The organism is Streptosporangium sp. NPDC003464, assembly GCF_053588315.1.
Genome location: NZ_JBSFPS010000178.1, coordinates 1 through 20,901 on the forward strand (window position 1 = coordinate 1; position 20,901 = coordinate 20,901).

Consider the following 20,901-nt stretch of genomic DNA (forward strand, 5'->3'; position numbering starts at 1 on the left):
TCCCTGACCGCCGTCGCCGCGGCCACGGCAACGGCAACGGCACCGGCCACCGCTTCCGAGTGCGTGTGAGTGACCTGCGCCGACAAGGCTGCCTGCCGAACGACTTCAGCGAGATCCTCAGCGAGCCAGGCACCAAGTGGTGCCACCCGCATCGCGGCGCCGTTGCCCCACGAGCCTTTGCCGTCGAACAACTCAGACGAAAGTGTCCGCCAGTCGCCTCCTTCACGGACAAGGCGGAGCATCCGATTGGTGGCCGGGCCGTATCCACGATCGAAGTCGTGGCGGCCGGCGAAACCCGCGGCGAGCTTGTCCTGATCGACAACGCCATGATCAGCCAGGACGCGATAGATGGAGCACGCCATCTCGGTGTCATCGGTCCACTGCCATGGGACAGGTGGAAGTAGACGGCCGGAGAGAGCGTGACGATTGGCCGGAACGAAGAACTGGGAACCAAAGGCGTCGCCGAGGGCCAGGCCATGCAGAGAGGCCGTGGCACGCGCAAGAGGAGTGATTGACATCTCTTTCATTGTGAGGGACGCCAGCCGGTTTTCTCTGGCCGTAGAGGTGCCCTCTCGACCAAGAGGACGGTCCGGCGCCGCCTATGAGCTGAATTCCTTTGGAGCCCTCGTCACTCTCCCAGAGCTTCGGAGATTCGTCGTTTGGCCGCCTCATCCTGGCCGACGATGCACTTGGCGTAGATCCTGAGCAGGACTTCCACGCTGTGCCCCGCCCACTCGGCGACCTGGGTAGCGGGCACCCCGGCGTTAAGCCAGGTGGACACGCACGCGTGTCGGAGGTCGTAGACCCGCTTGGCCAGCGGTGAGGCGCACTCCTGATCGGTGAAGACGGCCTTGCGCGCCTTCTGCCAGGCGCGCCGGTAGGTGATGCCGGGCAGTTCCCCGCCCTGCTCTCCCCAGAACAGTCGCCCGTCTGGGCCCTTACCGTACTCGGTGGTGAGATGAACACGGAGAATCCTGGTCAGCGCGGGCGGGCAGGGCACGACCCGGGTGTACCCGTCCGGGCGGTGCTTGAGCGCGCGTTCCTCGCGGAGCGTGCCGCCATCGGTCCACTCACGGCCGGCGAACGGGGCCGCGACGGCGAAGTGCAGTTCTCCCCAGGCGTCCGCGGGCTCCTCCCACTCGCCGCTCTCCTCGTTCTGCACAAGGCCGGGAAGGGTGACGTTGTGGTCCCGGAGACTGACCACTTCCTCGGGACGAAGCGCGGCGTAGTACATAACCGCGAAGAACGCCACGAGACGGGGACCGCTACGGGGCTGCTTTCCCACAGCACCCAGCAGGGCCCGCGCTTGGGCGTGATTGACGACGCTGCGCCGATCCACCTCGTACGTCGTCTTGGGCGCCTTCCATTTCAGTCCCTTGATCGGGTTTTCCGTCAGGAGCTTCAGTTCCACGGCGTAGTCCAGCGCGTTCTGAAGAATGGTCTTGTTCCGCAGGACCGTACTCGTAGCGGCTCGCTTGCCGTCCAGCCGCGAGGTAGCCACGTCCAACAGCTCACGTACGGGTCCGGCGTCCGTGAGCACGGATACGGGCTTGGTGTTGGCCGCGAGCCAGCGCAACGCGTCGGCGACGTCTTCGGGCGCCTCAGAGCGCTGCTTGGTGTTGAAGCCCCAACGGCGCATGGCCGTACGGAGGTCGAGGTCATCAGGCTTACCCTGCTCACCGGTGAGCATGGCGGGTGTGGCGGCGGTAAGCGCCCGCGCGATGTCCTGCCGATACTTCGCAGACGCCTCTTTCCACTTCATGTCCGCGAACTTGCACGCGAAGTCGTACCAGCTCATTCCGGCATGCTCGACGCGCTTCCAAGAGACGGGCTCGCCGGTGACCAGGCTGAACGCTTCACCGTTACGCGCGGCCATCACCAGGGAACTCCGGTACGCGTCGGCCTGCGCTTCCTTCGGAAAAGGCTTCTTCCAGGACTTTCCGCCGGTCTGCCACAGCACTCGGTAGGAGGTGACCTTGCCATCCTTGTTCTTGCGGACCTCGGTCTTGTAGACGCGAACGCTGTAGGTCGTGTTCATCAGGCAGCGTCCTCCAGGCTGGCAAGCCAGCGGTCGTAGTCGGCGCGGCGGATGCGCAGGCTGCCGTTGGGCAGGGTGATGCACTTCGGGGCGCGCTGCTTGGCGCGCCAGTCGTAGAAGGTCGATCGGGAGATGCCGAGTTCGGTGCAGAAGTCGGCGACGGTCAGCGGCTTACCGGCGGCGGTGGCCATGGCGCGCGTGTCCTTCCGAGGTCTGTGGTCGAGGGTGAGGCGGCGCGGGAATTGCGCTGTGCGGGGCGTGGTCGAGACTGTTCGGGAAGCCGTCAGGCCACTTTTGAGGGGGGAAGCCGTACCGGCCGTACCAGCCCTGTTTCGGCTGGTCAGAGCCGGTACGGCTTTTTCGGTGGTACGGCTTAAGCCGTACCGGGGATGTAAGCCTCATCGCCCTGACCTGCGATGTTGACCGTGGTACGGCCGGTACGGCTTCCCCGGGGGAAGGTGAGCAACTCCCCCTCGGGAAGGGGGTCAAGGGCCGGGCAGTAGCGCACCCAGGCGTCGGTGAAGTCGACGCGCTGGTAGCCCTTGGCCTGGCCGGTGGGAAAGCGGATCGTGGCCGAGCGGATGTCGTACTCGCGCAGGATCACGCCCAGCTTCATCGCGGTCAGCCCAGCGGGGCCGTAGTCGGCCCAGGGGGCTTCCGGGTCGGCCTTGAGCCGCTCCAGCAGGATGGCAGTGGGCAAGGCGGTGTCGGTGCCGAAGGCGGTGCGGCAGTCGGTCAGCAGCCGGACCCGCGCGGAGGGCTGGCCGGTCTCGTCGGCCTCGGCGGTCAGGGCCAGCACCGCGGCGCGGGCGCGGTCGGGCCAGTGGCCTCCGGCGTGGTCGGCCACGGCGACCAGGGGTTCCCAGGTGTCGGCGGCCCGGTCTTCCACCGGCATGGGCGGTTCGGCCTGTTCCAGGGTGGCCAGGTCGGCACGTAGCCACTCCGACAGGTCCGCGGCCAGCTGGCGCAGCGGGGGCCGGTCGCGGCGGTGGCGGTAAGGGGCGACGCTCTCACCGGGGCCGCGCCGGCGCATCCGCACCACGACGGCGCGGTCTTCGATGGTGTCGGGCATGGCACCGATCCCGGCGAGTGCGGCCATGGCGAAGGTCGGGATGGATTCGACGCGGCCGGTGTTGGCGTCGTAGCGCTTGGCCGGGCGGTTGCGCTGATGTCCGGCGTTCAGCAGCCCGCGCAGATCCTCGTTGCCGTCGGCCTTGGGGCCGAAGATGGTGTCGGCCTCGTCCACGAGCATGGTCGGCGGGTCATCGCTGATGGACCGGTAGACCGCGGCGGAGGAGGAGTTGACGGTGATGAACGGCTCATGACAGCACGCCTCGACGACGTCCAGCAGCCGGGACTTACCGCACCGCTTCTCCGGGGCGCGGATCACCAGCCGGGGCGCGTGCGCCCAGGCCGGTTGGGCGTGGGTGGCGGCGATCCACAACACCACCGCGTGCGCGGCCTCGGGCGTCGGCAGGATGACGTAGCGGGTCAGCGAGGCCAGCAGGGCGTCAAGCAGGGTGGCGCCGTGAGTGGTGGGTTCGGGCATGTGATCTCCTGTATGGGGCGCGATGGTCACGTGGTTCTCCTGGCGATGCGGGCGGCGTCGCAGGCAGTGCGGTGCGCTTCACGCTCGTCGAGCCCTTGGGCGGTGATCACAGCCACCAGCTCGGCTAGGTCGGCCTCGGTGGCACCGTTTTCGATGGCGCGACAGCAAGCCCAGAACAGGGCGCGGTTGCGGTTGCCTTTGGTCTGGGTGGCCAGCCAGGTGGCCAGGCCGGGAATGCCCGTACCGGTCACTGGCCGGGTGCGCGGGGCGGGGATCGCAGGGCGGAGCCGGGGCGGGGTGAGGAACTGGCGGACCGCACTCCAGTTGAGTTGGTCTCCCGCACCCTCGGGTCGTGCGATGAGCCGGTAGGCCGTGCCGTTGACCACGCTCGGTGGGATGAGGACGTAGCCGCCGGTGGCCTTGAAGTCCAGGAAGTGGGCCTTCAGCGCGCCGCAGGGTCGGGCGGTGCCGGGGTAGTAGCAGTGCAGCCCGCCGGAGGGGGTGGCGATGACCGCCAGCGGCGGCGGTAGAAGACCGGCGGCCTTGAGCCGGTTCAAGGCTGCGTATCCGGTGCCGGCGGGCTTGACGTCCACGTCCAGAACATCGAAGGAGCCTTGGCCGGTGGGGATGGCGACGTTGGCGTTTGGGCAGTGCTTCCACCAGTGGGAGACCAACTCAGAATCGTCGCTTGCCCCATGAAAGCCGTTGGGGACCAGCCTGCCCAAAGGCCACTTGGCGCCGGGGACGCACGGAAAGACTTTCCGGCCTTGAGCAACGTGGCGCAGGGCACTGGCTGGCAAGGAGATAGCGAGATCGGTAGCCATCACGCGGTTGTCCCTTTCAGAGCTTGGGGGACGTGGTTAGCCTCGGGCTCATGACTGAAGAGACCCGCATCGCGCTGAAGAACTACGACAACCTGATCCGTTCCCGCGGTCTGGACGATGTCCAGCTCCATTGGGACAGCGACACCCTGGTCTACGGGAACGGTGGGGTCGTTATCGACACCCTCCTTGATCCCGGTTTCACTGGGGTGTCCTGACGTAGCGGCCAGCACGTCGGCGCCCTCGGTCACCCCCGGCAGGTCCCAAGGGGGCGGGGGGCGAAGCCCCTCCTTGAATCCGGCGTGGTGGTAGCCCTCGGCGGCGGCGCCGGCGCAGGAGTACAGGTCCAGCAGGCGCAGCCCGTTCGACCCGCGGGTCGGGAACGTCGGCAGGGGCGGCAGGGCGGCCAGGGGCGGGCGGGCGGTGTCCGAGACGGACATGGTCGAACTCCTGTCGGTCTGAACGAGCGAGGAGGCACGTCGCGCGTACGACTGCGCGGAAGGGGGGCAGGGGTGTCAGGTGGGGTGTCAGACGGCGTCTGACACCCCATGCGGGCGCGCGTTACCTGGGGAAATGAGCCGGTTGCGTCAGACGGTTTCTGACGTCAGACACCGGCGAGAACCCGCTTGTCCTGCGGGATGATCCGGTAGCGGCCGGGCCGGTCGGTCTCCTGCAGGCGGCCACCGAGGACCATCGCGGCGACCTGCCCGGAGACCCATCCGCGGGTCCGGCCGTGCCGGTCGCAGTGGTCCATGAACTCCTTCGGCCCGACCTCAGCCATCCCGGCGGCCTCGAACTCCTCCAGCAGATCGGTCATGGCCTGGCGGGCCTCGTCGGTGCTGACCGTGCGGCGTGGACGCCCGTCGGGGGTGCCGAAGCGCAGCACGGTCCGCACCGGCGCCAAGGGCTGTTCGGGGTCGATGCCGTCGAACTCGTCGAGTTCCTCCATCTCGTCGGCGTCGAGGCCGTCGGGGTCGAGGCCGGCGTTGGGCGTGGGGCGGCTGTTTCCGGCGGGCCGGGCCGCGGTGGGCGCGCCGGGGGTGAGCGGGTGGCGGGGGCGGTCGGTGAAGACGCTTCCAGCCACCTGCCGGGCAGCGGCGGCGGTGGTCGCGTCCACCTCGGCACGCACGCCGGCGAACGCGGCAACGGCCCAGTCAAGCGCTTCGCGGCTGGTCAGGTAGGAGCGGGCCGGGGTCGCCCACAGCTCTTCGGGGACGCCGTTGGCGGCCAGGTAGTTGTAGCCGGGCCGCTTGTCGCGCCAAGACTGTGGGGAGGCCCCAGCGTCGAGGGCCTCGTCCGGCAGGGCGAATCCGGCGTCGCGGTCGTCGCGCACCCCGAAACACCAGGAGGATCCGAGGGAGGCGCGGGTGTCGGTGCTGATCTGGGTGCCGGAGGCGCGCTGCAGGGAGACCACCAGCGAGACGCCCGCGGACCGGGCCTCTTGGGCGATGCCGGTGAAGACGTCGTCGTCGGTCTCGCGGATGGTCTTGGCGGCCTCCTCGAACCAGCACACCAGGTAGGGCATGCCGGGTGAGCCGTCGGACTGAACTCCGGCGCAGGCCGGTTCCCACTGCTTGTAGCCGTACTTGGCCAGCCACTTGGTGCGGGCCGGGATGGCCGCGGCGATGGCCTCGATCATCGCGACCGTGGACGGCATGTCGAGCGCCGCCCAGTCCAGGGCGCCCAGCAGCGGGCCGAGCGTCTGGTCGGCCTTGGCCGGATCGGACGCCCAGACCACCACATCCTTGCGGCTAATGAGTTCGGCCAGGGCGACCAACGCGGCCTCGGACTTGCCGGAGCCGGTCATACCCATGACCAGCAGGTGCATGGCGTTACGCGCCTGCTCGGTGTCGCCGGGGAAGTACAGCACGGCCGGCGTGCCGTCCTCATACACCCCGACCACGACCGGTTCGGCGACCGACCCGCCGGGCGCGGACGGGCCGGGCCACGGTGTGGTGGTCTTGAGCAGGTCCCGCGGCACGATGGTGACTTGGGCGCGGGCGTGGGAGTCGGGGTCGGGATGGACCCGCACCGCGGTCGGGGAGACGTCCAGCGCCGAAGCCAGGCGCGGCGCGGCCTTGGCCACGTCATCGGCGGTCAGCTCGCCGGGCGGTAGCTGCAGCTGGAAGGTGGCTTTGTTCGGCGCCACGGTCGAGCCGGTGACCAGGGTCTTGGCCAGGCCGACCTTCTCCAGCAGCCCGCCCGATCCCTCGGCGGGTTCGCCGTCCTGACCGGGCTTGGTGCGCAGCATCTGCCGGATGTTCCAGGACACGGCCAGGGCCGGGCCGCCGATCAGATACAGGCTCTGCAGCGGGCCAGTGCCGGGTCCGGCCAGCGCGGCGGCGGTCAGCCACGAGGTGGCCGCGGCGACCGTGACGGCCGAGTGCAGGCGCCGTTGCGGGGTGGTGGCCTTGCCCGCCCACCAGGTGCTGACGGTCAGCGCGGCCGACGCCAACGTCAGCCCGGCTGAGGCCGCGGCGGAGTTCGCCCACAGGCTGTGGGCGGGCAGCGAGGCCAGGCCGGTGCCGGCGGTCAGCACCAGGGCGGCAGGTACGGGGCGGCGCGCTGCACCAGGTAGCCGCCGACCCCGCCGCCGCGGGAGTGGTAGATCATGGGCAGGTCCGGCAGGTCACGCCGGGAGGACATACGCGACATGGGCTTCTCTCTCCTCAGGCGTTGAAGTCGAAGCGGCGCCGCGCCCGAGCCGGGCGGGTGCGGGAGGTGGCCGACAGTTCGGGGTCGAACTCGCGTTGGAACGCGGCGTAGGTGCGGGCGGCGTTCTTGGCGGCGTCGCGGGCCTCGGTGGCGGTGCGCTTGAGGTGGCGGGCCACCCGGCGGGCGCGGGCGCCGGCACCGAAGGGCCGCCCGTCGGGGTCGGGCACCTCCTTGAGCACGGCCTGGAGTACCTCGGCGGCCATGGACAGCTCGAACGACAGCTTCAGGAACTCGGTGCGGGCCTTTTCGCAGTAGTTGCGGATGTCGGCGTTGGTGAAGAACTCCGGGTCGGCCAGCGGCGAGTAGCCGGTGGAGGCGGCGTACGGGTGCCCTCCGGCCTTGTGGCCGCTGGCACGGTGCTGTCCGGTGAAGGGGTCTCCGTGGCGCTCAGTCATGGGTGTCTCCTGAGTCGGTGGTCGAGGTGGGCTCAGCGGCGGTCGTACGCAGTTCGTCGCGCAGAGTTCGGGCTGTCTTGGGAGCGCAGTTCAGGGTTCGGCGGATCTCCTCGGCGCTGACCTCGCGGGGGTCGATGTCGCCGGCCTCGATCGCCTCCCACAGGGCGGCACGATGTTCGTCGATCGACCGGCGCGGAGCGCTCGATCCATCGATGTCGATCGAGTCCTCACGATCGATCGGCGAGACGGGGGGCTCGATCGAGGGCGGGACGGTCGATCGATCGACCTCGACCGGAGTCGGGGTCGGGGCCGGGGCCGGGATCATCGTGTGCTCGATCGAGTTGATCGGCTTGATCACCGGGGAGCCGATCGAGGGGAATGCGATGGATCGGGCCACGTCGGCGCGGTTCTCGGAGAAGGCCTGCAGCCGGGCCATGGCCTCCTCAGCCTCCTCGCTGGCCTGCGGGCTTGGGGTGCAGGGGCGCACGATCGACCCATCAATGATGATCAGTCGCCCGTCCTTGGCGGCTGACCGGTCGGCCTTGCGCTGGTAGCCGACGATCGACTTGGCGAGCTTGCGGTCCCGCCGGGAGGCATCCGGGCCGACCCCGTAGCGGTCGATCCATGCCGCCGTCCACGCCTGCTCGATCGAGCAGCTCGCACCGCGCGAGGCGCGAATCGAGGCGGCCGCCCACGACAGGCGCGGGTAGCGCAGGCGTCGCCAGGCGGCCCGGCGGATTTCCGCCGCGGTGCGCTTGGCGGTGGTCTGCTGGGTCAGCGACGCGGTCAGCTCCCACAAGGCGATGCCGAGCAGGGACGCCAGCGCGAGGATCACCCCGACCTGCAGCCCGTCGTCCTTGCTGCTGGCCGTGATGCCGTGCCAGAAGTTCATCGCGCCGGCGATGCCGGCCATGGTCCAGGTCGCGACCCGGTAGCGGCCGATCGGCAGGCCCGCGGTGATGGCGCGGTGGATCAGGAAGGCCAGGTACCACACCCCGCCTTCCAGGGCGATCGGCAGTGCCGGGGCCATGAAGCCCAGGTGCATGACCTGGTCGGCGAACTCCAGTTGTCCGCGCCAGGCGATCGCGATCGGCGCGCCCATGGCCACGGCGCCCACGAGGGCCGGGGCACGCCCGACAACCGCGGCAGCCAGGGCACCGGTGCCACGGCGGACGGCGGCGGTGCGGGCCATCCGAGCCATAGCCCGCTGCCGGCGACGCTCCTCGCGGCGGGCGGTCCGGGCGTGCTCGCGGGCCAGACGGTCGCGGCGGGCCTGCTCGGCCTGTCGGACGGCCTGCTCAGCGCGGGCAGCCTCCAACCGGAGCATGGTCTCGACGCGCGTGGCCTCGGCCTCAGCGCGAGCCTGCTCGGCCTCAGCTTGGGCGATGGTGCGCTGCGCACGCAGGTCATAGAAGGTGCTCACGCGGCCACCCCCGCCGTCTCCGCGCAGTCCAGGCAGGTACCCAGGTGCCGCGGCAGCACATACCCGGCGTCCCGCCCGCAGTCGGGGCAGGTGCGGCGGGCGGCGTTGGCCTTGGCCAGCGCCTCCAACTGCCGGGGCGTCGCGGTGCGCTTGGGCAGCGCGAACCGCACGTCGTAGAGGTAAGCGGCGCGCACACCAAACGCGCCGTGCCGGCGCGAGGCCCACAGGATTTGCGCCTGGACGCCCTGCCCGCCGGGCCGCAGCCCGGCGGCGGTGAGCTGGCGCATGGTGAGCAGGTGCGCCGGAGCCATCCGCCACGGGTAGGTGGGGGTGCCGTGCTTGGTGCCGGCGGGGTCCCAGAAGCGGGCACGGATGCGGGACATCATGCGCCCCCCGCGATGAGCTTGCGGACGCACTCGTCGGCGTACGTCGAGTCCTGCTCGGCCACGCGCTGGGCAATGATCGGGTCCATGTGCCCCAGCGCGGCGGCCTGCATGGGGGTGCAGTTGGCGATCGCGGATGCCGCGGCGGCGCTGGCCTTGGCCTTGCGGGCGGATTCCTGCAGGTTCCTCCGCGTGCTGGTCATGAGCTTGACCCCTTTTCGTCGGTCGAGTGGCCCAGTCCGCACGCCGTGCAGGTGAAGCCGGGCGCGAGGGTGGGGGCGGGGGTGCGCTGCCACAGCAGCGCCCAGCGCAGGCGGCGGGCCGGGCGACCGGTGGCCAGGGTGCGGCGCCGGGCGCGTGCGCTGGGGTGGCCGTCGAAGGCCCAGCCGATCAGCCGGTAGCCGAGGGGTTCGTCGGCCAGGTCGGCCAGCGCCGCAGTGACCAGGCGCCGGCCGGGCAGTCCGGCGGCGTCCAGCAGCCGCACCGCGTGGGTGTCGGCGTCGTACTCCTGCAGCCGCTCCCGGCGGGCCCCGGCCAACGCCGCGGCCAGCGCGATGCAGGCCAGGACGGCCAGGATCGGCAGGGGCAGCCGCAGGATGAGGCCGCTCAGTAGCGCGACCTTGGCCAGCCAGGCCGGGCTGTGCCAGCACGGCCGGGTGCGGTCGTGGTCGAGGGCGTGGTGGGCGATCTCGTGGGCCAGCACGCCATACAGCGGCAACGAGTCCGCGTCGGTCAGCAGACCGGTGCCCAGGTCGATCCGTGGCGTGCGGTCGCAGCGGCTGCCGAAGGCTTCGGCGTTGTCGCCCAGGCCAGGGCTGATGCGGATCAGCAGGCCGGGCAGTTGCGTGCAGTGGCGCAGCGCGCACATCAGCTCGGCCAGGCCCGCCAGGGCGGCCGGGGCGGTGGGGGCGGTGGAGGGCAGGGGGATGGTGGGCGAGGTGGTCATGACGTGCCTCCTCAGCTTCCGGCGTAGGAGCGGATCAGGGAGCGGCACATTCGGCAGGCGGCCCGGCAGCGGGTGCCGTGGACGGGGCAGCGCTGCAGCTGCCGGCCGGTGGTGGGGCCGCAGCGGCGGCAGCCGATGGCGCTGGCCGAGCGGGAGCGGCAGTCGGGGCAGGAGAAGCGGGCCATGCTCACCCCTCCCGCTCAGCGGGGGTGGCCTGCCCGGTGGCCCAGGTGGGGGTGTCGCCGTACGTGGCGTGCAGGGCGTTGCCGAGCGCGACCCACAGCGCCCACGCCTCACCCTCGGTGATGCCGGAGCGGTCGTTGCCGACGCACACATACACCTGGTAGGCACCGCCGGTGCGCACCGTGACCTTCGTCCTGCCGGACTTGTTCCACGGCGCCGGGGCCATGACGGAGAAGTACCGGGGGAGGCTCATCACGCCGCCTCCTGCTCGTCGTCGCTGACCGGCTGCAGGGACAGGGCGCGGATCTCGGTGGCGCTCCGCCCGGCCCACACGCCCTCGGTGGGGCGGATGGCCAGGGCGTAGGCCAGGCACTCGGCCAGGGCCGGGCAGCGGCCGCAGACCTTTTTGGCCTGGCGGTGGCGCAGGCGCCGGGCGTTGTCGTCCTCGACCTCGAAGGCGTCCGGGCCGGTGAACAGGTGCGCCTGATCGAGGTGGCAGGCCGGGCCGGCGGCCAGCATCGCGGTACGTAGCTCGGCGGCGGGGGTGCGGTTCAGGCCACGGGCGCTCATCGGCAGCTCCCGCACTGGCCGGTGCCCTCGCAGACACCGCACTGTTGGGTGGAGGCCATCCATCCGCCACCGCCGCAGCAGTGGCAGGGGGCCCGGTGCACGTTGGCCGGGATCAGTCGGTAGGACATGCTGGTTGTGCTCCTTGTCTGGAGTTGGGGCGGCCCGTGTCTTGGCGGATGGGGGTCGCCCCCAAACGACGGATAGGGGCTAAATGTCGCGCGCAGGAGCGGAGTAAATCCCCTGCGTAAGTCGCCTTTTCAGTGGGAGGCGGCGGCCCGGATTCAGTTGGAAAACAGCGAACGCTTCAGCCCGTTGGCGTGCGGCTTACGCCGCCTTCCCGGGTCTTCCGGCTGCGCGAAGGACGATCCGATTAGAGCTAGCTCTATTAAGCTTCCTTGGCTCCAGCTTGTCAATAGAGCTGGTTCTATTGTTGAAAGCAGGGGCTCCAAGCCAATACCGCTACCCTTATTGGGTGGACGTTGAGTGGAGGGGATGACATGACTGTCGGCTACCGTGAGCTGGCCGAAGTCCTTCGCGAGGGCATCCTGCGAGGCGACTATCCGGCGGGGGAGACTCTGCCAAAGCAAGAGGAGATCGCCGCGCAGTACGGCGTCAACATCAAGACCGTTCGCCAGGCCGTCCGGCTTCTTGAGTCCGAAGGGCTTGTCACTCCCGTACGGCGCAGGGGAACCGTCGTGCGGGCGCGCCCGCCCATGAAGCGGCTGGGCGTCGAGCGCTACGCCAAGAGCAAGTGGAAGTTCGGGCTCGTCGCGTTCGCCGCCGACCGTGAGGCATCAGGTCGCGCGTGGAGTCCGGGCGACCAGACACAGAAGGTTCGCATGGTCGAGGCGGACGCCGAGGTAGCCGAAGCGTTCGAACTCACTGATGGTGCCCAGGTCTACGAGCGCGCACGGCTCGTCAAAGAGGGGGACTCCCCCACACACACGTTGACGAGCTACTACCGCCCTGAGGACGTCCAAGGAACGCCGCTCGTGGATCCGACACCTGGGCCTGCTGGCCGTGGGGGAGGTTTTGCGGTCCTTACGCTCCAGGGACTAGAGCCGGACAGCATGACCGAGACGATTCACTCACGCATGCCGACACCGGATGAGTCCGAGATGCTCGAGCTACCGGCCGGCGAGCCGGTCGTGATCCTTCAACGGCGGACATTCACCCGTGAAGGCCGGTTGGTCGAGTTCGCCCGGGGTGTGCATGCCGCATCGCGCTTCGCATGGTCCTACACGTTCAAGATTCCCGACTGAGGACAGATAAGTGTCATGACCACCCGTGTCCTTGTCCCCGACGTTCTCCGTGCCGACGTCGAGACCTTGTGGGACTACCACGACATGCACCATGTCGTCAGGCCGGCAGACGTCGGCATCGGCCTGGGGAGTCATGACCTCGGGGTCGCCACCTATGCGGCTGACCTCTACCTGCGGGGGCTGTTCCCGCTGATCGTGTTCACGGGCGCCAATGCCCCCACTACGGTCAGCAGGTTCCCCCGCGGTGAGGCTGTCCACTACAAAGAGCACGCAGTCGAGCGGGGAGTTCCCGATGAGGCGGTGCTGATCGAGCCGCAGGCGACGAACACGGGGGAGAACGTCACCCACACCCGCGCCCTGCTGGCCCAGCACGGGATTACCGTCACGTCGGCCATGCTCATCTCGCGCCCCTACCAGCAGCGGCGTGCGTACGCCACATGCAAGAAGCTCTGGCCGGAGATCGACATCACTTGCGCGTCGCTCCCACTTTCGCTTGACGACTACGTTGAAAGCATCGGGGATGTGGATCGCGTGATCAACATGCTGGTTGGCGACACTCAGCGGATCACGGAGTACGCCAAGAAGGGCTTCGCCATCGAACAGCCATACCCAGATGAGGTCGACGCCGCCTTCCAGCGACTGGTAGCTGCTGGTTTCTCGCGTCGCTTGGTTTGACGATAACGGAGCAGGGCTACGGCTTCGCTCTCTCCCCTCATCCTTTGCCTTCGATCGTGCTATAGGCATGTGACCGAAACGATGGCTGCTTCCGCAGCAGACCCCTAGCAGGGAATCTAAGCATACAAAACAGAACAGACCGGGCGATTCGGACATTGAAGTAGAACTAAGAGCCGCTGCCTGTTCACCAGCAGAAACGGCGCACAGCGCCTGCCCGCCTAGCATCTCGGGTTGCCATGGTCGTGAACTGTTTTGTGACGTTTCATGATGTTTCGTGTTCTCACGCTCCCATCTTGCTGGGAAGCAAGTGACGCGGCCCTACTTGCTTGAGCAGCACAGCGCTTCCAATTGGAGGTCAAACCGAGCGGTTGCGGCTAGCTGCCTAGGGCGCCCCTAAGGAATCTTGACCCTGTTGCTATCTGCGCCGGCTGAGATACCATCCTGCAATGGTGGCAGGGGAGTTGCGACAGCAGACCGGCAGCGACTGCACGGATCGAGCTAAGCGGTGGCTGAATTATTCGACTCGCGTAGCGTCGATCTAGACGAACACCGACAAGGCGTTTAAGGATCTACTACATTTTAAGTGGCCCCATGGCGGTCAAGAATTCAGCTTTGACCTGGAGGGCAAGTTACGTGACGATAGTTTATATGACCAGTCGTTTATAGCGGAAGTCAAAGCCTATCGTTACGAAATGGACTCATCTGAAGAGCATCGGGAGTTCGTCGCCGAGCGCTACGTTGCATTCCAAGAAACTGGACCGATGCGACAATCTAATATGGTTATCCTGGTCACCTTTTCAAGCGCAGAGTTGGCATAAACATCGAAGTGCAGAGTTCACCAGAAAGCACCTTGAGTTCCGCTCTAAGGAACAGCTCTTGCGGTTCCTTCTTGGCCCCAAGACTCCGATCGCCCGGACGGAGGGCGGCAGCTGTTCTGTGTCGGTGCTCTGCGTTACCGTTTCGCACGGATCCGACGCCTCACATTTGGAGGGTGCACGTGAAAACGATCAAGACGCTCGTGTGTCTGGCAAACTCCCGCAAGCTCTTGGGGCGATGTGTCGCGGGAATCGTTGAGGGTAGCCATGAAGAGTGGATACGACCCGTCAGCGCCCGCCTAAACCACGAGGTCTCCCAGAGCGAGCGACAATATGAAGACGGGTCTGACCCGCGTGTCCTCGATATCGTCTCCATACCACTTCTCCAGCCTCAGCCATACAGCTTTCAGACCGAGAATTGGCTCCTCGATCCTAACCAGTATTGGAGAAAGACCGGCCGGGCTGGATGGGACAAACTGCTCACACTCGAGCAGCACCCCGGGACTCTATGGATCAACGGGTTTAATACGCACTACGGCTACAATGACCGCGTGCCGGATCAGCAAGCAGCCACTCTAGAGCACTCACTGAAGCTCATCCGGGTCGACCACGTGATGTTGCAAGTGCACGTCCCTGGTACAACGTCCGACGATCCGAAGCGGGTCGTGAGGGCGCGGTTCCGGCATGCGGGATTTGAATATATACTGCGAGTGACCGATCCGGAATATGAACGTGCATACCTCGCCAAGTCGGACGGCTTCTATCGATTAGGCGAATCCTTCATTACAGTGAGTCTTGGCGAACCTTTCGATGGCTATGCCTACAAGCTAGTTGCGGCCATTATCGAGCGAGCGAAGACCGAAATAGGTGGCAAGAAATGATATCCAGCACCCTGCTCACAATCGGCCACTCCACACACAGCTTTTCAAGCTTCCTAAGCCTACTTCGGCAGCATGGAATCACCGCGGTCGCGGATGTGCGCTCGATACCTATCAGCCGATTCACTCCCCAGTTCAACCGAGACATAGTGAAGCGCAACCTGTACGATGCTGGCATAAAGTACGTATTCCTCGGCAAGGAACTCGGAGCGCGTACGAACGACGCCACCTGCTATGTCGATGGGCGGGTACAGTACAGGCGCCTCGCCCAGACTCCTGAGTTCAGCAACGGCATCGGACGCCTATTGAAGGGTGCGCGAACCGAGCGGATCGCCATCATGTGTACCGAGCAAGAGCCACTAGACTGCCACCGCACGGTCCTTATCGCGCGAGTGATTGCAGAGCACGGGGTCGCTATCGACCACATCCACGGGGATGGGAATACCGAGAGTCATGCCTTGGCGATGCGGCGCCTCATGGCCAAATTTGGTCTAGATGAGGCCGACCTACTCTACACCCCAGCCGAACGCCTAGAAGAGGCTCTGAGCCGTCAGGAATGCCAGATCGCGTACTACAACGAGGACTTCGCATCGACGGGACGCTAAGAAGATGAAACTTTATACGATAGGCTTCACGAGGAAGACCGCCGAGCGGTTCTTCGGACTGTTGCGTGAAGCTAGAGTGACAACGCTCGTTGATGTGCGCCTGAACAACGTTTCGCAACTGGCGGGTTTCGCCAAGCGTGATGACCTGAAATACTTTCTCAGCGAGATTTGTGGTGTAGATTACACTCACCGGATTGATCTGGCGCCGACGCAACCCATGCTCGACGACTACAAGAAACACGGCGCCAGCTGGGCTGGCTACGAAGGCCGTTTCTTGGAACTCATGAAGCACCGTCGCATTGAGGAAACCATCCCTCAGGAGCTGCTTAGGAACGCAGTCTTGCTTTGCAGCGAAGACAAAGCGCACCACTGTCACCGCAGACTAGTCGCGGAGTATCTCGCACAGTGCTGGGCCGACGTCACGATTGAGCATCTGGGCTAAAGAGCGCTCCGAGCGGGACTTTATCCTGTTGCTTCGGAATTGTGCTGACGTATCTGTCTATATGTCCTCCGAATCGGACAGGGTGGGGTGCTGCAGCACTGCGAACGGATGACTTCGATGCAGTCTTTAGAGCATGATTTATTTGGCGAGACGGCGATAGCAAATGAATGCGGCGACGAAGAAGGCGAAGTGGTCGGTTCGACGTTCGTAACGACGATGCAGCCGACGGTATCGGTTCAGCCATGCCATCGTGCGCTCAATCACCCACCGATACCAGCCCAGCCGCGTGCTGGAGTCCACGCCGCGGCGAGTGATACGGGGACAATGCCCCGTTGTCGCAGGAGGCGGCGCACATGTAGGTAGTCGTATCCCTTGTCGCCATGAAGCTTAGCCGGACGACGGCGGCGTGGCCCGTGCCGGGATCGAATCGGTGGGATGCCTTTGAACAGGGGTTCAACAGCGAGACTGTCATGGGTATTGGCCGTGGAGATCGGCAGGCTCACAGCACGCGCTTCGAGAGCCTTGCCGACGTTCTCTGACCCCTTCCTGTTCCCAATGCTTTCCCGCGAGAGGCAAAACAGGGTCCCCAACTAGACGTTACTGCAGGTAAGTGGCCTGGTAAGAGATAGTCGCACCCTTGACTTCTAATCCGACGGTCGCAGGTTCGAATCCTGCAGGGCGCGCCACCAAGACCAGGTCATCTCCACTCTGACCTGGTCTTTTGCATGTGTACGGCCCGCACGGCTCATGCAGCCGCAGGCTGTCGAACGCAGCCGTACGCCAGTGTTCGCGGAACATACGCGGAATGCTCGCAGCCTCGTTTTCCCAGGTGGGGCCGGGAGTTTCGGAGGCTCGCGGAACGATCCCGAGCCCTTCGGGCACACCGCGACGTGGTCCGCGCTGTCGCGGTATGGCACCATGCGGTCCATGACGACACGAAAGGCCGATGCCGCGTAGACGGCCAAGCGCCTTGCGCGCGCACCTGGTGGCGAACCGCCGAAGCCACCGCCCACTCCCCAAAGTTCCCGGCGTCTCCGGCCGGACCCATACGGCCATCGCACGCATCGAGTACGAGTACCAGTACTTAGGACCCGGGTCCGTCGCAGGAGCCCTCGCCGCATACCGACAGTTCCTCCGCCGGCCCGGCCGCTATCTCTACCTGCCCCAACCGGATTGCCCCTTCTGTGACCCAATAGAGGCCCGGGACACCCTGGAATTTGCCCTACGACGCCTCCAACGCTCAGCCAGAGTAGAGCTTTCACGGATCGTGGCGAGGTTGGACGAAGAGTTCTACAACCGGACGCTCCCCGACCCCCAGCCGCGTCGCCATCCAGGTCGTTTCGGCGGATGGTGGCATTACCGCATCTATGACCGGTGATCGCCTCCGTGCACGACGAAGGGCCCCGACGCGATCCGAGGCCCTTCGTGTGCTTGGTGTTCTGGTGATGTCTCACACTGCGAGAGCATCCAAAATCCGCTGGTTGGCCACATCCCGTTGGCCGTCGATGCACTTGGCGTAGACCTTGAGCATCACGTCCACCCCGTGGCCCGCCCGCTCGGCCGCTTCCGGCGCGTGCACTCCGGCGTTGAGCCAGAGGGAGACCGCCGCGTGCCGCAGGTCGTACGGCCTGGCCGCCAGGGGCGAGGTGACCTGATCGGGAGTGAAGGCATAAGTTCGGGCCTCCTTCCAGACCTTGGCGTACGCCGAGCCGGAGATCAGGCCGCCCGTGCGAGTGCGGAACAGCCGGCCGTCCTCGCCGACCCCGTGCTTGCCGATGTGCTGCCGGAGAAGGGTCACCAGCTCCGGCGGGATCGGAACCTCTCGGGTCTCCTTCGTGTGCCGGTGCTTGAGGCCGCGATCATCGTGGGCCTCCCCCGAGTCGGTGAAGCGCTTGTTGCTCTGCGGCTTGGTCTTCTCCAAGATGAGCAGGCCCCATCCGATCGCCGGCAGGTGGCAGTCTTTCTTACGGAGCCCCGCAGCCTCAGCCGGGCGGAGACCGCCGAAGTACATGCAGGCGAACATGGCCGCCAGCATCTGGCCACGGGTTCGGCCCGCGTAGGTCACGGCGGTGAGCAGCTCACGGGCCTGGGCCGGGTTGACCACCGAGCGCCGGTCGATCTCACCGCTGGACTTGATCTTGCGAAGCTTCACCTTGTGCAGCGGATTCGCCGACAGCTCTTCGAGTTCCACCGCGTACTCCAGCACGTGGTGGAAGACCGCCCGCTTGCGCCGGTAGATCGAGGTGGCTGCCGCCTTGCCGTCCAGGAGCAACGCCAGGGCTTCCAGAGCCGCCCGCGTGTGCTTGGCCTCTTCCAGAGCACTCAGTGGCAGCGAGGCCGCCTCCAGCCACCGCACCGCACGAGCGATCTCCGGCGAGGTTTCTGGGCGGCGGTCCTCCGGGAGGAAGGAGAACTCTCGCAATGCCCGCCGGATGACGTCCTCGTCGGGGCGGCCAGGAAGGTCACGCATGAGAACGGGGGTCACGTTGGCCAGTGCGTCCGTCATGCCCTCGCGAGTCTTGGCCGCCGCATGAGGCCACCAGGCGTGAACGTAGGTCACCGCGAAGGCGTACCAGGTGCGCGCATCCTTCGCCTTGCCCATCGACAAGGGAAGGCCGCTTTCCAGGTCGAATGCCTCACCGTTCTTGGCCGCCTGTCGCAGGGACGACAGGAAGCTCTCGGCGAGAGCCTTGGTCCGATATGTCTTCGAAGAGCGCTTCCGGGCGACCGACCAGCGCACGACGTGTGACGGTGTCTTGCTGGACTTGTTCCGGCTGATCTCGAAGAATTTCACGTCGTACGAGGTGTTCACGCCGCCTCCCGGAGGGACTCAAGCCACGTCTCGAACTCGCTGCGGTAGAGGCGGATCTCGTCGTTGGGCAGCCGCAGGCCGCGGGGGAACTTGCCGATCTCACGCCAGCGGTAGAGGGTCCGGACGGACACGCCGCCGAGCTCGTCGAGGATCTCGGGGACGGTCATCAACTTGTCGCTGTTCTTCTTCACGCCGCCTCCCTCATTGCCGAAAGGTCTTGTGCGGTGGCTCTGGCTTCCAGGGCCAGCAGGGTTGCTCGCCAGCGTTGGCGTTCGGCGACCATGCGTAGCAGCCGCAGGGCCAGGGAGGGGATGGTGTTGTCGCCGGCCGGGACGGGCTTCCAGACGTAGCGGTGTGGGTCGGTGGGCTCATCAGCCAGGCCGAGCGCTTCCAGGGCCCAGGTGCGGCGGTCGCGCTTGTGCTCGGCCAGGGTCTTGTTGGACCACTTGCGGGAGACCAGGACGCGGCGGCCCGCGTAGCCGAGGTGCTCGGGCTTGTGCGCCTTGCCCCGGCACCGGCCCGGAGCCATGCCCGGCTTGGCGTTCTTGGGCTGCACGCCGTAGCGCAGCCAGTTCGGGCAGGCCGCAGAGCACGGTTCGTAGCGCAGCGCCTCGACCATCCGGGCCGCGTGATCCCGGCGCGCGGGATCGTCGGAGTCGAGGGTGTCACCGAGGCTCTTGGTCAGGTACTTGCTCAGGTAGCGGATGCACTGATCGGCATCCGGAGTCCCGGCCAAGACGCCCTGAACATCGATCTGAGGGCCGGAGCGGACCACGTGCAGTGGTTCGGCGTCCTCGTCGGCGTTGAGCCGGTCGAGTGCCTGGTGCCAGGTCGGCAGGAGTTCGCCGGTGGCCGGGTCGAGGTAGTCGCCGTCCTGGCCGTCCGGGTACGGTTCCGCGCGTTCAGGCCGCTCGGTCCAGACGGGTAGGTGCTCGCCCTCGAAGCGCACTTCCTCGACCGATGGCCACCACACCTGGTGATAGGTCGCGGCGGCGATGGCCTTGATCTCCGCGCGTGGCATGGTGCCCCGGATGGCCATGTGCAGGTGCGGCGCGAGCCGCTTCTGTGGTTCGACGGAGGAGAAGTACTGCACGTCATAGCCGGCCACCCGGCGGAGGTTCTGCACGAACCGGTCGACGAGCTTGGAGAAGTGCAGCGCGTCCCGAGCGGCCCGCGGGTAGTCGTAGGCGTCCGGATCGACGGGCACGCCCTGGCCGGCGCGGACACGGCCGTAGGAGGGCAGGGTCAGGGTGACGAACAGCGACGGCCGGTAGGTGGCCCCGTCCGAGCCGGTGAAGGTCCGCCCGAGCGTGGTGTTCCGCCGCACCCCCCTGGGCAGGTCGGGGGCGTCCTGACGGCGCCTCGTCGAGCGGTTGCGCCTGGCGGCGGTCCGGCCGAGCAGACTGCCCCGCATCCCGGCGGCGTTGATCTCCTCATCCAGCCCGGCGAGCACCGCGTCCAGGTCGGTGGTGTCGTCGCCGGCCTTGTCGGCGGCATCGCGCTGGGCTTGGGTGTCGGCGCGGAACTCCACCAGCCAGCGCTGTTCCTCGGTCGGCTCCTCCGGGGTGGTGGAGGGTTCGGCGTCCAGGTGCCAGCCTTCCCGGCACTGGGCCATCCGCAGGTAGCGGTTGCGCTTGGCGCACGGCGGACACTTGGCCTCCATCGTGGCCCCGCACGGGACGTTGACGTCCTCGGTGCTGCCGGTGTGGATGTCCAACCTGCGCAGCACCACCGGGCGGATGCACACGCCGTTATGCTTGGCGATCTCCACCGCCACATCCAACGCCACCGGCATGGCCTGCCGTTCGGCGCGGGAGAGCGCGCGGCCGGTCGGGTCAGCCACGCTCGCCCCCCTCCCCCACCTCGGACAGCTCGGCGGACAGGCGGACGACGGCGCCGTAGGGATCGGCGTTGACCTTGATGTCGAACAGCTCGAAGGCCAGGACGGGCTGAGGGTGACGCAGCCCCAGGACAGCCAGGAAGGGCCGCTCACACACGCGGGTGATCTCCTCGTCGGTGCCGTAGAAACAGACCCTCATGCCGCCACCTGCCCAGCCATCGCACGGATGTCGGCGTCAGAGACGTAGGCCGCGCGGACCCGGACCGGATCGGGCGAGCACTCCAACCGGACATAGCCGACGCCGGCCCCCTGGGTGGGGATCGGCGAGATGTGATCGGCCAGCGCGCCGCGATCCCGGGCGCCATCGCCGAGGACCATGTCCACCTGCTCGGACTCGTCCAGGCGGAGGGCGATCTTGTCGGGGAACAGGTTGCGGATGTTCATGACCTCCTTACGCGGGTCCTGCAACGCCGCCAGCACGCCCACCCCGACCGCCCGGCCCTGCGTGGCTCTGAGCGCGACGTGGCGGCGGTGGAGCGGCAGCTCGGC

Annotated in this window: 25 protein-coding genes and 2 pseudogenes; 6 read left to right on the forward strand and 21 right to left on the reverse strand. The window is 67.2% G+C overall.

The genetic code is table 11. The features are described from left to right. The 5 genes from ACWDS7_RS31745 to ACWDS7_RS31765 all read right to left on the reverse strand — a co-directional run. Nucleotides 1-527: ADP-ribosylglycohydrolase family protein (locus ACWDS7_RS31745; RefSeq protein ID WP_451932245.1), on the reverse strand; the 527-nt coding region annotated here is incomplete at its 3' end. 101 nt (nt 528-628) lie between these two features. Further along, nucleotides 629-2,038: a tyrosine-type recombinase/integrase gene (locus ACWDS7_RS31750; protein ID WP_451932246.1), complete on the reverse strand. Its 1,410-nt coding sequence runs from the start codon at nt 2,036-2,038 to the stop codon at nt 629-631. Further along, on the reverse strand, nt 2,038-2,229 hold the full coding sequence (locus ACWDS7_RS31755) for a helix-turn-helix transcriptional regulator (RefSeq protein ID WP_451932247.1): 192 nt from the start codon (nt 2,227-2,229) through the stop codon (nt 2,038-2,040). The genes ACWDS7_RS31750 and ACWDS7_RS31755 overlap by 1 nt, the downstream gene beginning before the upstream one ends. A gap of 182 nt (nt 2,230-2,411) precedes the next feature. Continuing rightward, the gene (locus ACWDS7_RS31760; protein ID WP_451932248.1) at nt 2,412-3,587 is read right to left on the reverse strand and encodes a DUF3631 domain-containing protein; all 1,176 of its coding nucleotides are present in this window, start codon (nt 3,585-3,587) and stop codon (nt 2,412-2,414) included. 26 nt (nt 3,588-3,613) lie between these two features. Then, nucleotides 3,614-4,411: a bifunctional DNA primase/polymerase gene (locus tag ACWDS7_RS31765; protein ID WP_451932249.1), complete on the reverse strand. Its 798-nt coding sequence runs from the start codon at nt 4,409-4,411 to the stop codon at nt 3,614-3,616. Between the two features lie 50 nt (nt 4,412-4,461). On the opposite strand from ACWDS7_RS31765, the gene ACWDS7_RS31770 reads away from it, so the two are divergent. Beyond that, the gene (locus ACWDS7_RS31770) at nt 4,462-4,626 is read left to right on the forward strand and encodes a hypothetical protein (RefSeq protein ID WP_451932250.1); all 165 of its coding nucleotides are present in this window, start codon (nt 4,462-4,464) and stop codon (nt 4,624-4,626) included. A 386-nt stretch (nt 4,627-5,012) separates the two neighbouring features. On the opposite strand, the gene traB is transcribed toward ACWDS7_RS31770, so the two are convergent. The 10 genes from traB to ACWDS7_RS31820 are packed head-to-tail and all read right to left on the reverse strand — an operon-like array spanning nt 5,013 to nt 11,023. Beyond that, nucleotides 5,013-6,947: a plasmid transfer protein TraB gene (gene traB / locus ACWDS7_RS31775; protein ID WP_451932251.1), complete on the reverse strand. Its 1,935-nt coding sequence runs from the start codon at nt 6,945-6,947 to the stop codon at nt 5,013-5,015. Then, a complete protein-coding gene (locus tag ACWDS7_RS31780; RefSeq protein WP_451932252.1) occupies nt 6,941-7,063 on the reverse strand; it encodes a hypothetical protein in 123 nt (40 codons plus the stop codon). Before ACWDS7_RS31780 ends, traB begins: the two co-directional genes overlap by 7 nt. A gap of 14 nt (nt 7,064-7,077) precedes the next feature. Further along, nucleotides 7,078-7,518 (reverse strand): plasmid transfer protein TraA, encoded by a 441-nt coding sequence (gene traA / locus ACWDS7_RS31785; RefSeq protein ID WP_451932253.1) that lies wholly within the window; start codon nt 7,516-7,518, stop codon nt 7,078-7,080. Continuing rightward, nucleotides 7,511-8,941 (reverse strand): DUF2637 domain-containing protein, encoded by a 1,431-nt coding sequence (locus ACWDS7_RS31790; RefSeq protein ID WP_451932254.1) that lies wholly within the window; start codon nt 8,939-8,941, stop codon nt 7,511-7,513. Before ACWDS7_RS31790 ends, traA begins: the two co-directional genes overlap by 8 nt. Continuing rightward, entirely contained in the window at nt 8,938-9,327 is a 390-nt protein-coding gene (locus tag ACWDS7_RS31795) for an RRQRL motif-containing zinc-binding protein (RefSeq protein WP_451932255.1), read from the reverse strand. Before ACWDS7_RS31795 ends, ACWDS7_RS31790 begins: the two co-directional genes overlap by 4 nt. Further along, on the reverse strand, nt 9,324-9,527 hold the full coding sequence (locus ACWDS7_RS31800; protein ID WP_451932256.1) for a hypothetical protein: 204 nt from the start codon (nt 9,525-9,527) through the stop codon (nt 9,324-9,326). The genes ACWDS7_RS31795 and ACWDS7_RS31800 overlap by 4 nt, the downstream gene beginning before the upstream one ends. After that, on the reverse strand, nt 9,524-10,270 hold the full coding sequence (locus ACWDS7_RS31805; protein ID WP_451932257.1) for a M48 family metalloprotease: 747 nt from the start codon (nt 10,268-10,270) through the stop codon (nt 9,524-9,526). The genes ACWDS7_RS31800 and ACWDS7_RS31805 overlap by 4 nt, the downstream gene beginning before the upstream one ends. Nucleotides 10,271-10,281: 11 nt before the next feature. Further along, nucleotides 10,282-10,455 (reverse strand): hypothetical protein, encoded by a 174-nt coding sequence (locus ACWDS7_RS31810; protein ID WP_451932258.1) that lies wholly within the window; start codon nt 10,453-10,455, stop codon nt 10,282-10,284. 2 nt (nt 10,456-10,457) lie between these two features. Next, complete coding sequence (locus ACWDS7_RS31815; protein WP_451932259.1) at nt 10,458-10,706, reverse strand: hypothetical protein; 249 nt, start codon at nt 10,704-10,706, stop codon at nt 10,458-10,460. Beyond that, the gene (locus ACWDS7_RS31820; RefSeq protein ID WP_451932260.1) at nt 10,706-11,023 is read right to left on the reverse strand and encodes a WhiB family transcriptional regulator; all 318 of its coding nucleotides are present in this window, start codon (nt 11,021-11,023) and stop codon (nt 10,706-10,708) included. Before ACWDS7_RS31820 ends, ACWDS7_RS31815 begins: the two co-directional genes overlap by 1 nt. A 497-nt stretch (nt 11,024-11,520) precedes the next feature. Here ACWDS7_RS31820 and ACWDS7_RS31825 point away from each other — a divergent pair, with 497 nt between their 5' ends. The 5 genes from ACWDS7_RS31825 (at nt 11,521) to ACWDS7_RS31845 (ending at nt 15,700) form a co-directional block, all read left to right on the forward strand. Continuing rightward, on the forward strand, nt 11,521-12,285 hold the full coding sequence (locus ACWDS7_RS31825) for a GntR family transcriptional regulator (RefSeq protein ID WP_451932261.1): 765 nt from the start codon (nt 11,521-11,523) through the stop codon (nt 12,283-12,285). Nucleotides 12,286-12,300: 15 nt separating this feature from the next. Next, entirely contained in the window at nt 12,301-12,960 is a 660-nt protein-coding gene (locus tag ACWDS7_RS31830) for a YdcF family protein (protein WP_451932262.1), read from the forward strand. A gap of 997 nt (nt 12,961-13,957) precedes the next feature. Further along, on the forward strand, nt 13,958-14,656 hold the full coding sequence (locus ACWDS7_RS31835) for a dual OB domain-containing protein (protein WP_451932263.1): 699 nt from the start codon (nt 13,958-13,960) through the stop codon (nt 14,654-14,656). Then, nucleotides 14,653-15,258, forward strand: a complete 606-nt coding sequence (locus ACWDS7_RS31840; RefSeq protein WP_451932264.1) for a DUF488 domain-containing protein — start codon at nt 14,653-14,655, stop codon at nt 15,256-15,258. The genes ACWDS7_RS31835 and ACWDS7_RS31840 overlap by 4 nt, the downstream gene beginning before the upstream one ends. A gap of 4 nt (nt 15,259-15,262) precedes the next feature. Further along, on the forward strand, nt 15,263-15,700 hold the full coding sequence (locus ACWDS7_RS31845; RefSeq protein ID WP_451932265.1) for a DUF488 domain-containing protein: 438 nt from the start codon (nt 15,263-15,265) through the stop codon (nt 15,698-15,700). A 138-nt stretch (nt 15,701-15,838) separates the two neighbouring features. Here ACWDS7_RS31845 and ACWDS7_RS31850 read toward each other — a convergent pair. From ACWDS7_RS31850 to ACWDS7_RS31875, 6 genes and pseudogenes are all read right to left on the reverse strand, one after another. Further along, nucleotides 15,839-16,203: pseudogene (locus tag ACWDS7_RS31850) on the reverse strand (transposase); the annotation flags it as partial. 947 nt (nt 16,204-17,150) lie between these two features. Next, nucleotides 17,151-18,512 (reverse strand): tyrosine-type recombinase/integrase, encoded by a 1,362-nt coding sequence (locus ACWDS7_RS31855; RefSeq protein ID WP_451932266.1) that lies wholly within the window; start codon nt 18,510-18,512, stop codon nt 17,151-17,153. Next, nucleotides 18,509-18,703 (reverse strand): helix-turn-helix transcriptional regulator, encoded by a 195-nt coding sequence (locus ACWDS7_RS31860; RefSeq protein WP_451932267.1) that lies wholly within the window; start codon nt 18,701-18,703, stop codon nt 18,509-18,511. The genes ACWDS7_RS31855 and ACWDS7_RS31860 overlap by 4 nt, the downstream gene beginning before the upstream one ends. Then, nucleotides 18,700-20,355 carry a replication initiator gene (locus ACWDS7_RS31865; protein WP_451932268.1) on the reverse strand — a complete coding sequence of 552 codons (1,656 nt, stop codon included), beginning with the start codon at nt 20,353-20,355 and terminating at the stop codon, nt 18,700-18,702. Before ACWDS7_RS31865 ends, ACWDS7_RS31860 begins: the two co-directional genes overlap by 4 nt. Further along, a complete protein-coding gene (locus ACWDS7_RS31870) occupies nt 20,348-20,551 on the reverse strand; it encodes a hypothetical protein (protein ID WP_451932269.1) in 204 nt (67 codons plus the stop codon). The genes ACWDS7_RS31865 and ACWDS7_RS31870 overlap by 8 nt, the downstream gene beginning before the upstream one ends. Continuing rightward, nucleotides 20,548-20,901, reverse strand: a pseudogene (locus ACWDS7_RS31875) (cell division protein FtsK); the annotation flags it as partial. The pseudogene ACWDS7_RS31875 and the gene ACWDS7_RS31870, both read right to left, overlap by 4 nt.

Bases quoted from the DNA above. Each gene is read 5' to 3' on its own strand.
- ACWDS7_RS31750 (WP_451932246.1), bottom strand. From the start codon at position 2,038: ATGAACACGACCTACAGCGTTCGCGTCTACAAGACCGAGGTCCGCAAG.
- ACWDS7_RS31755 (WP_451932247.1), bottom strand. From the start codon at position 2,229: ATGGCCACCGCCGCCGGTAAGCCGCTGACCGTCGCCGACTTCTGCACC.
- ACWDS7_RS31760 (WP_451932248.1), bottom strand. From the start codon at position 3,587: ATGCCCGAACCCACCACTCACGGCGCCACCCTGCTTGACGCCCTGCTG.
- ACWDS7_RS31765 (WP_451932249.1), bottom strand. From the start codon at position 4,411: ATGGCTACCGATCTCGCTATCTCCTTGCCAGCCAGTGCCCTGCGCCAC.
- ACWDS7_RS31770 (WP_451932250.1), top strand. From the start codon at position 4,462: ATGACTGAAGAGACCCGCATCGCGCTGAAGAACTACGACAACCTGATC.
- ACWDS7_RS31780 (WP_451932252.1), bottom strand. From the start codon at position 7,063: ATGTCGCGTATGTCCTCCCGGCGTGACCTGCCGGACCTGCCCATGATC.
- traA (WP_451932253.1), bottom strand. From the start codon at position 7,518: ATGACTGAGCGCCACGGAGACCCCTTCACCGGACAGCACCGTGCCAGC.
- ACWDS7_RS31795 (WP_451932255.1), bottom strand. From the start codon at position 9,327: ATGATGTCCCGCATCCGTGCCCGCTTCTGGGACCCCGCCGGCACCAAG.
- ACWDS7_RS31800 (WP_451932256.1), bottom strand. From the start codon at position 9,527: ATGACCAGCACGCGGAGGAACCTGCAGGAATCCGCCCGCAAGGCCAAG.
- ACWDS7_RS31805 (WP_451932257.1), bottom strand. From the start codon at position 10,270: ATGACCACCTCGCCCACCATCCCCCTGCCCTCCACCGCCCCCACCGCC.
- ACWDS7_RS31810 (WP_451932258.1), bottom strand. From the start codon at position 10,455: ATGGCCCGCTTCTCCTGCCCCGACTGCCGCTCCCGCTCGGCCAGCGCC.
- ACWDS7_RS31815 (WP_451932259.1), bottom strand. From the start codon at position 10,706: ATGAGCCTCCCCCGGTACTTCTCCGTCATGGCCCCGGCGCCGTGGAAC.
- ACWDS7_RS31820 (WP_451932260.1), bottom strand. From the start codon at position 11,023: ATGAGCGCCCGTGGCCTGAACCGCACCCCCGCCGCCGAGCTACGTACC.
- ACWDS7_RS31825 (WP_451932261.1), top strand. From the start codon at position 11,521: ATGACTGTCGGCTACCGTGAGCTGGCCGAAGTCCTTCGCGAGGGCATC.
- ACWDS7_RS31830 (WP_451932262.1), top strand. From the start codon at position 12,301: ATGACCACCCGTGTCCTTGTCCCCGACGTTCTCCGTGCCGACGTCGAG.
- ACWDS7_RS31840 (WP_451932264.1), top strand. From the start codon at position 14,653: ATGATATCCAGCACCCTGCTCACAATCGGCCACTCCACACACAGCTTT.
- ACWDS7_RS31845 (WP_451932265.1), top strand. From the start codon at position 15,263: ATGAAACTTTATACGATAGGCTTCACGAGGAAGACCGCCGAGCGGTTC.
- ACWDS7_RS31870 (WP_451932269.1), bottom strand. From the start codon at position 20,551: ATGAGGGTCTGTTTCTACGGCACCGACGAGGAGATCACCCGCGTGTGT.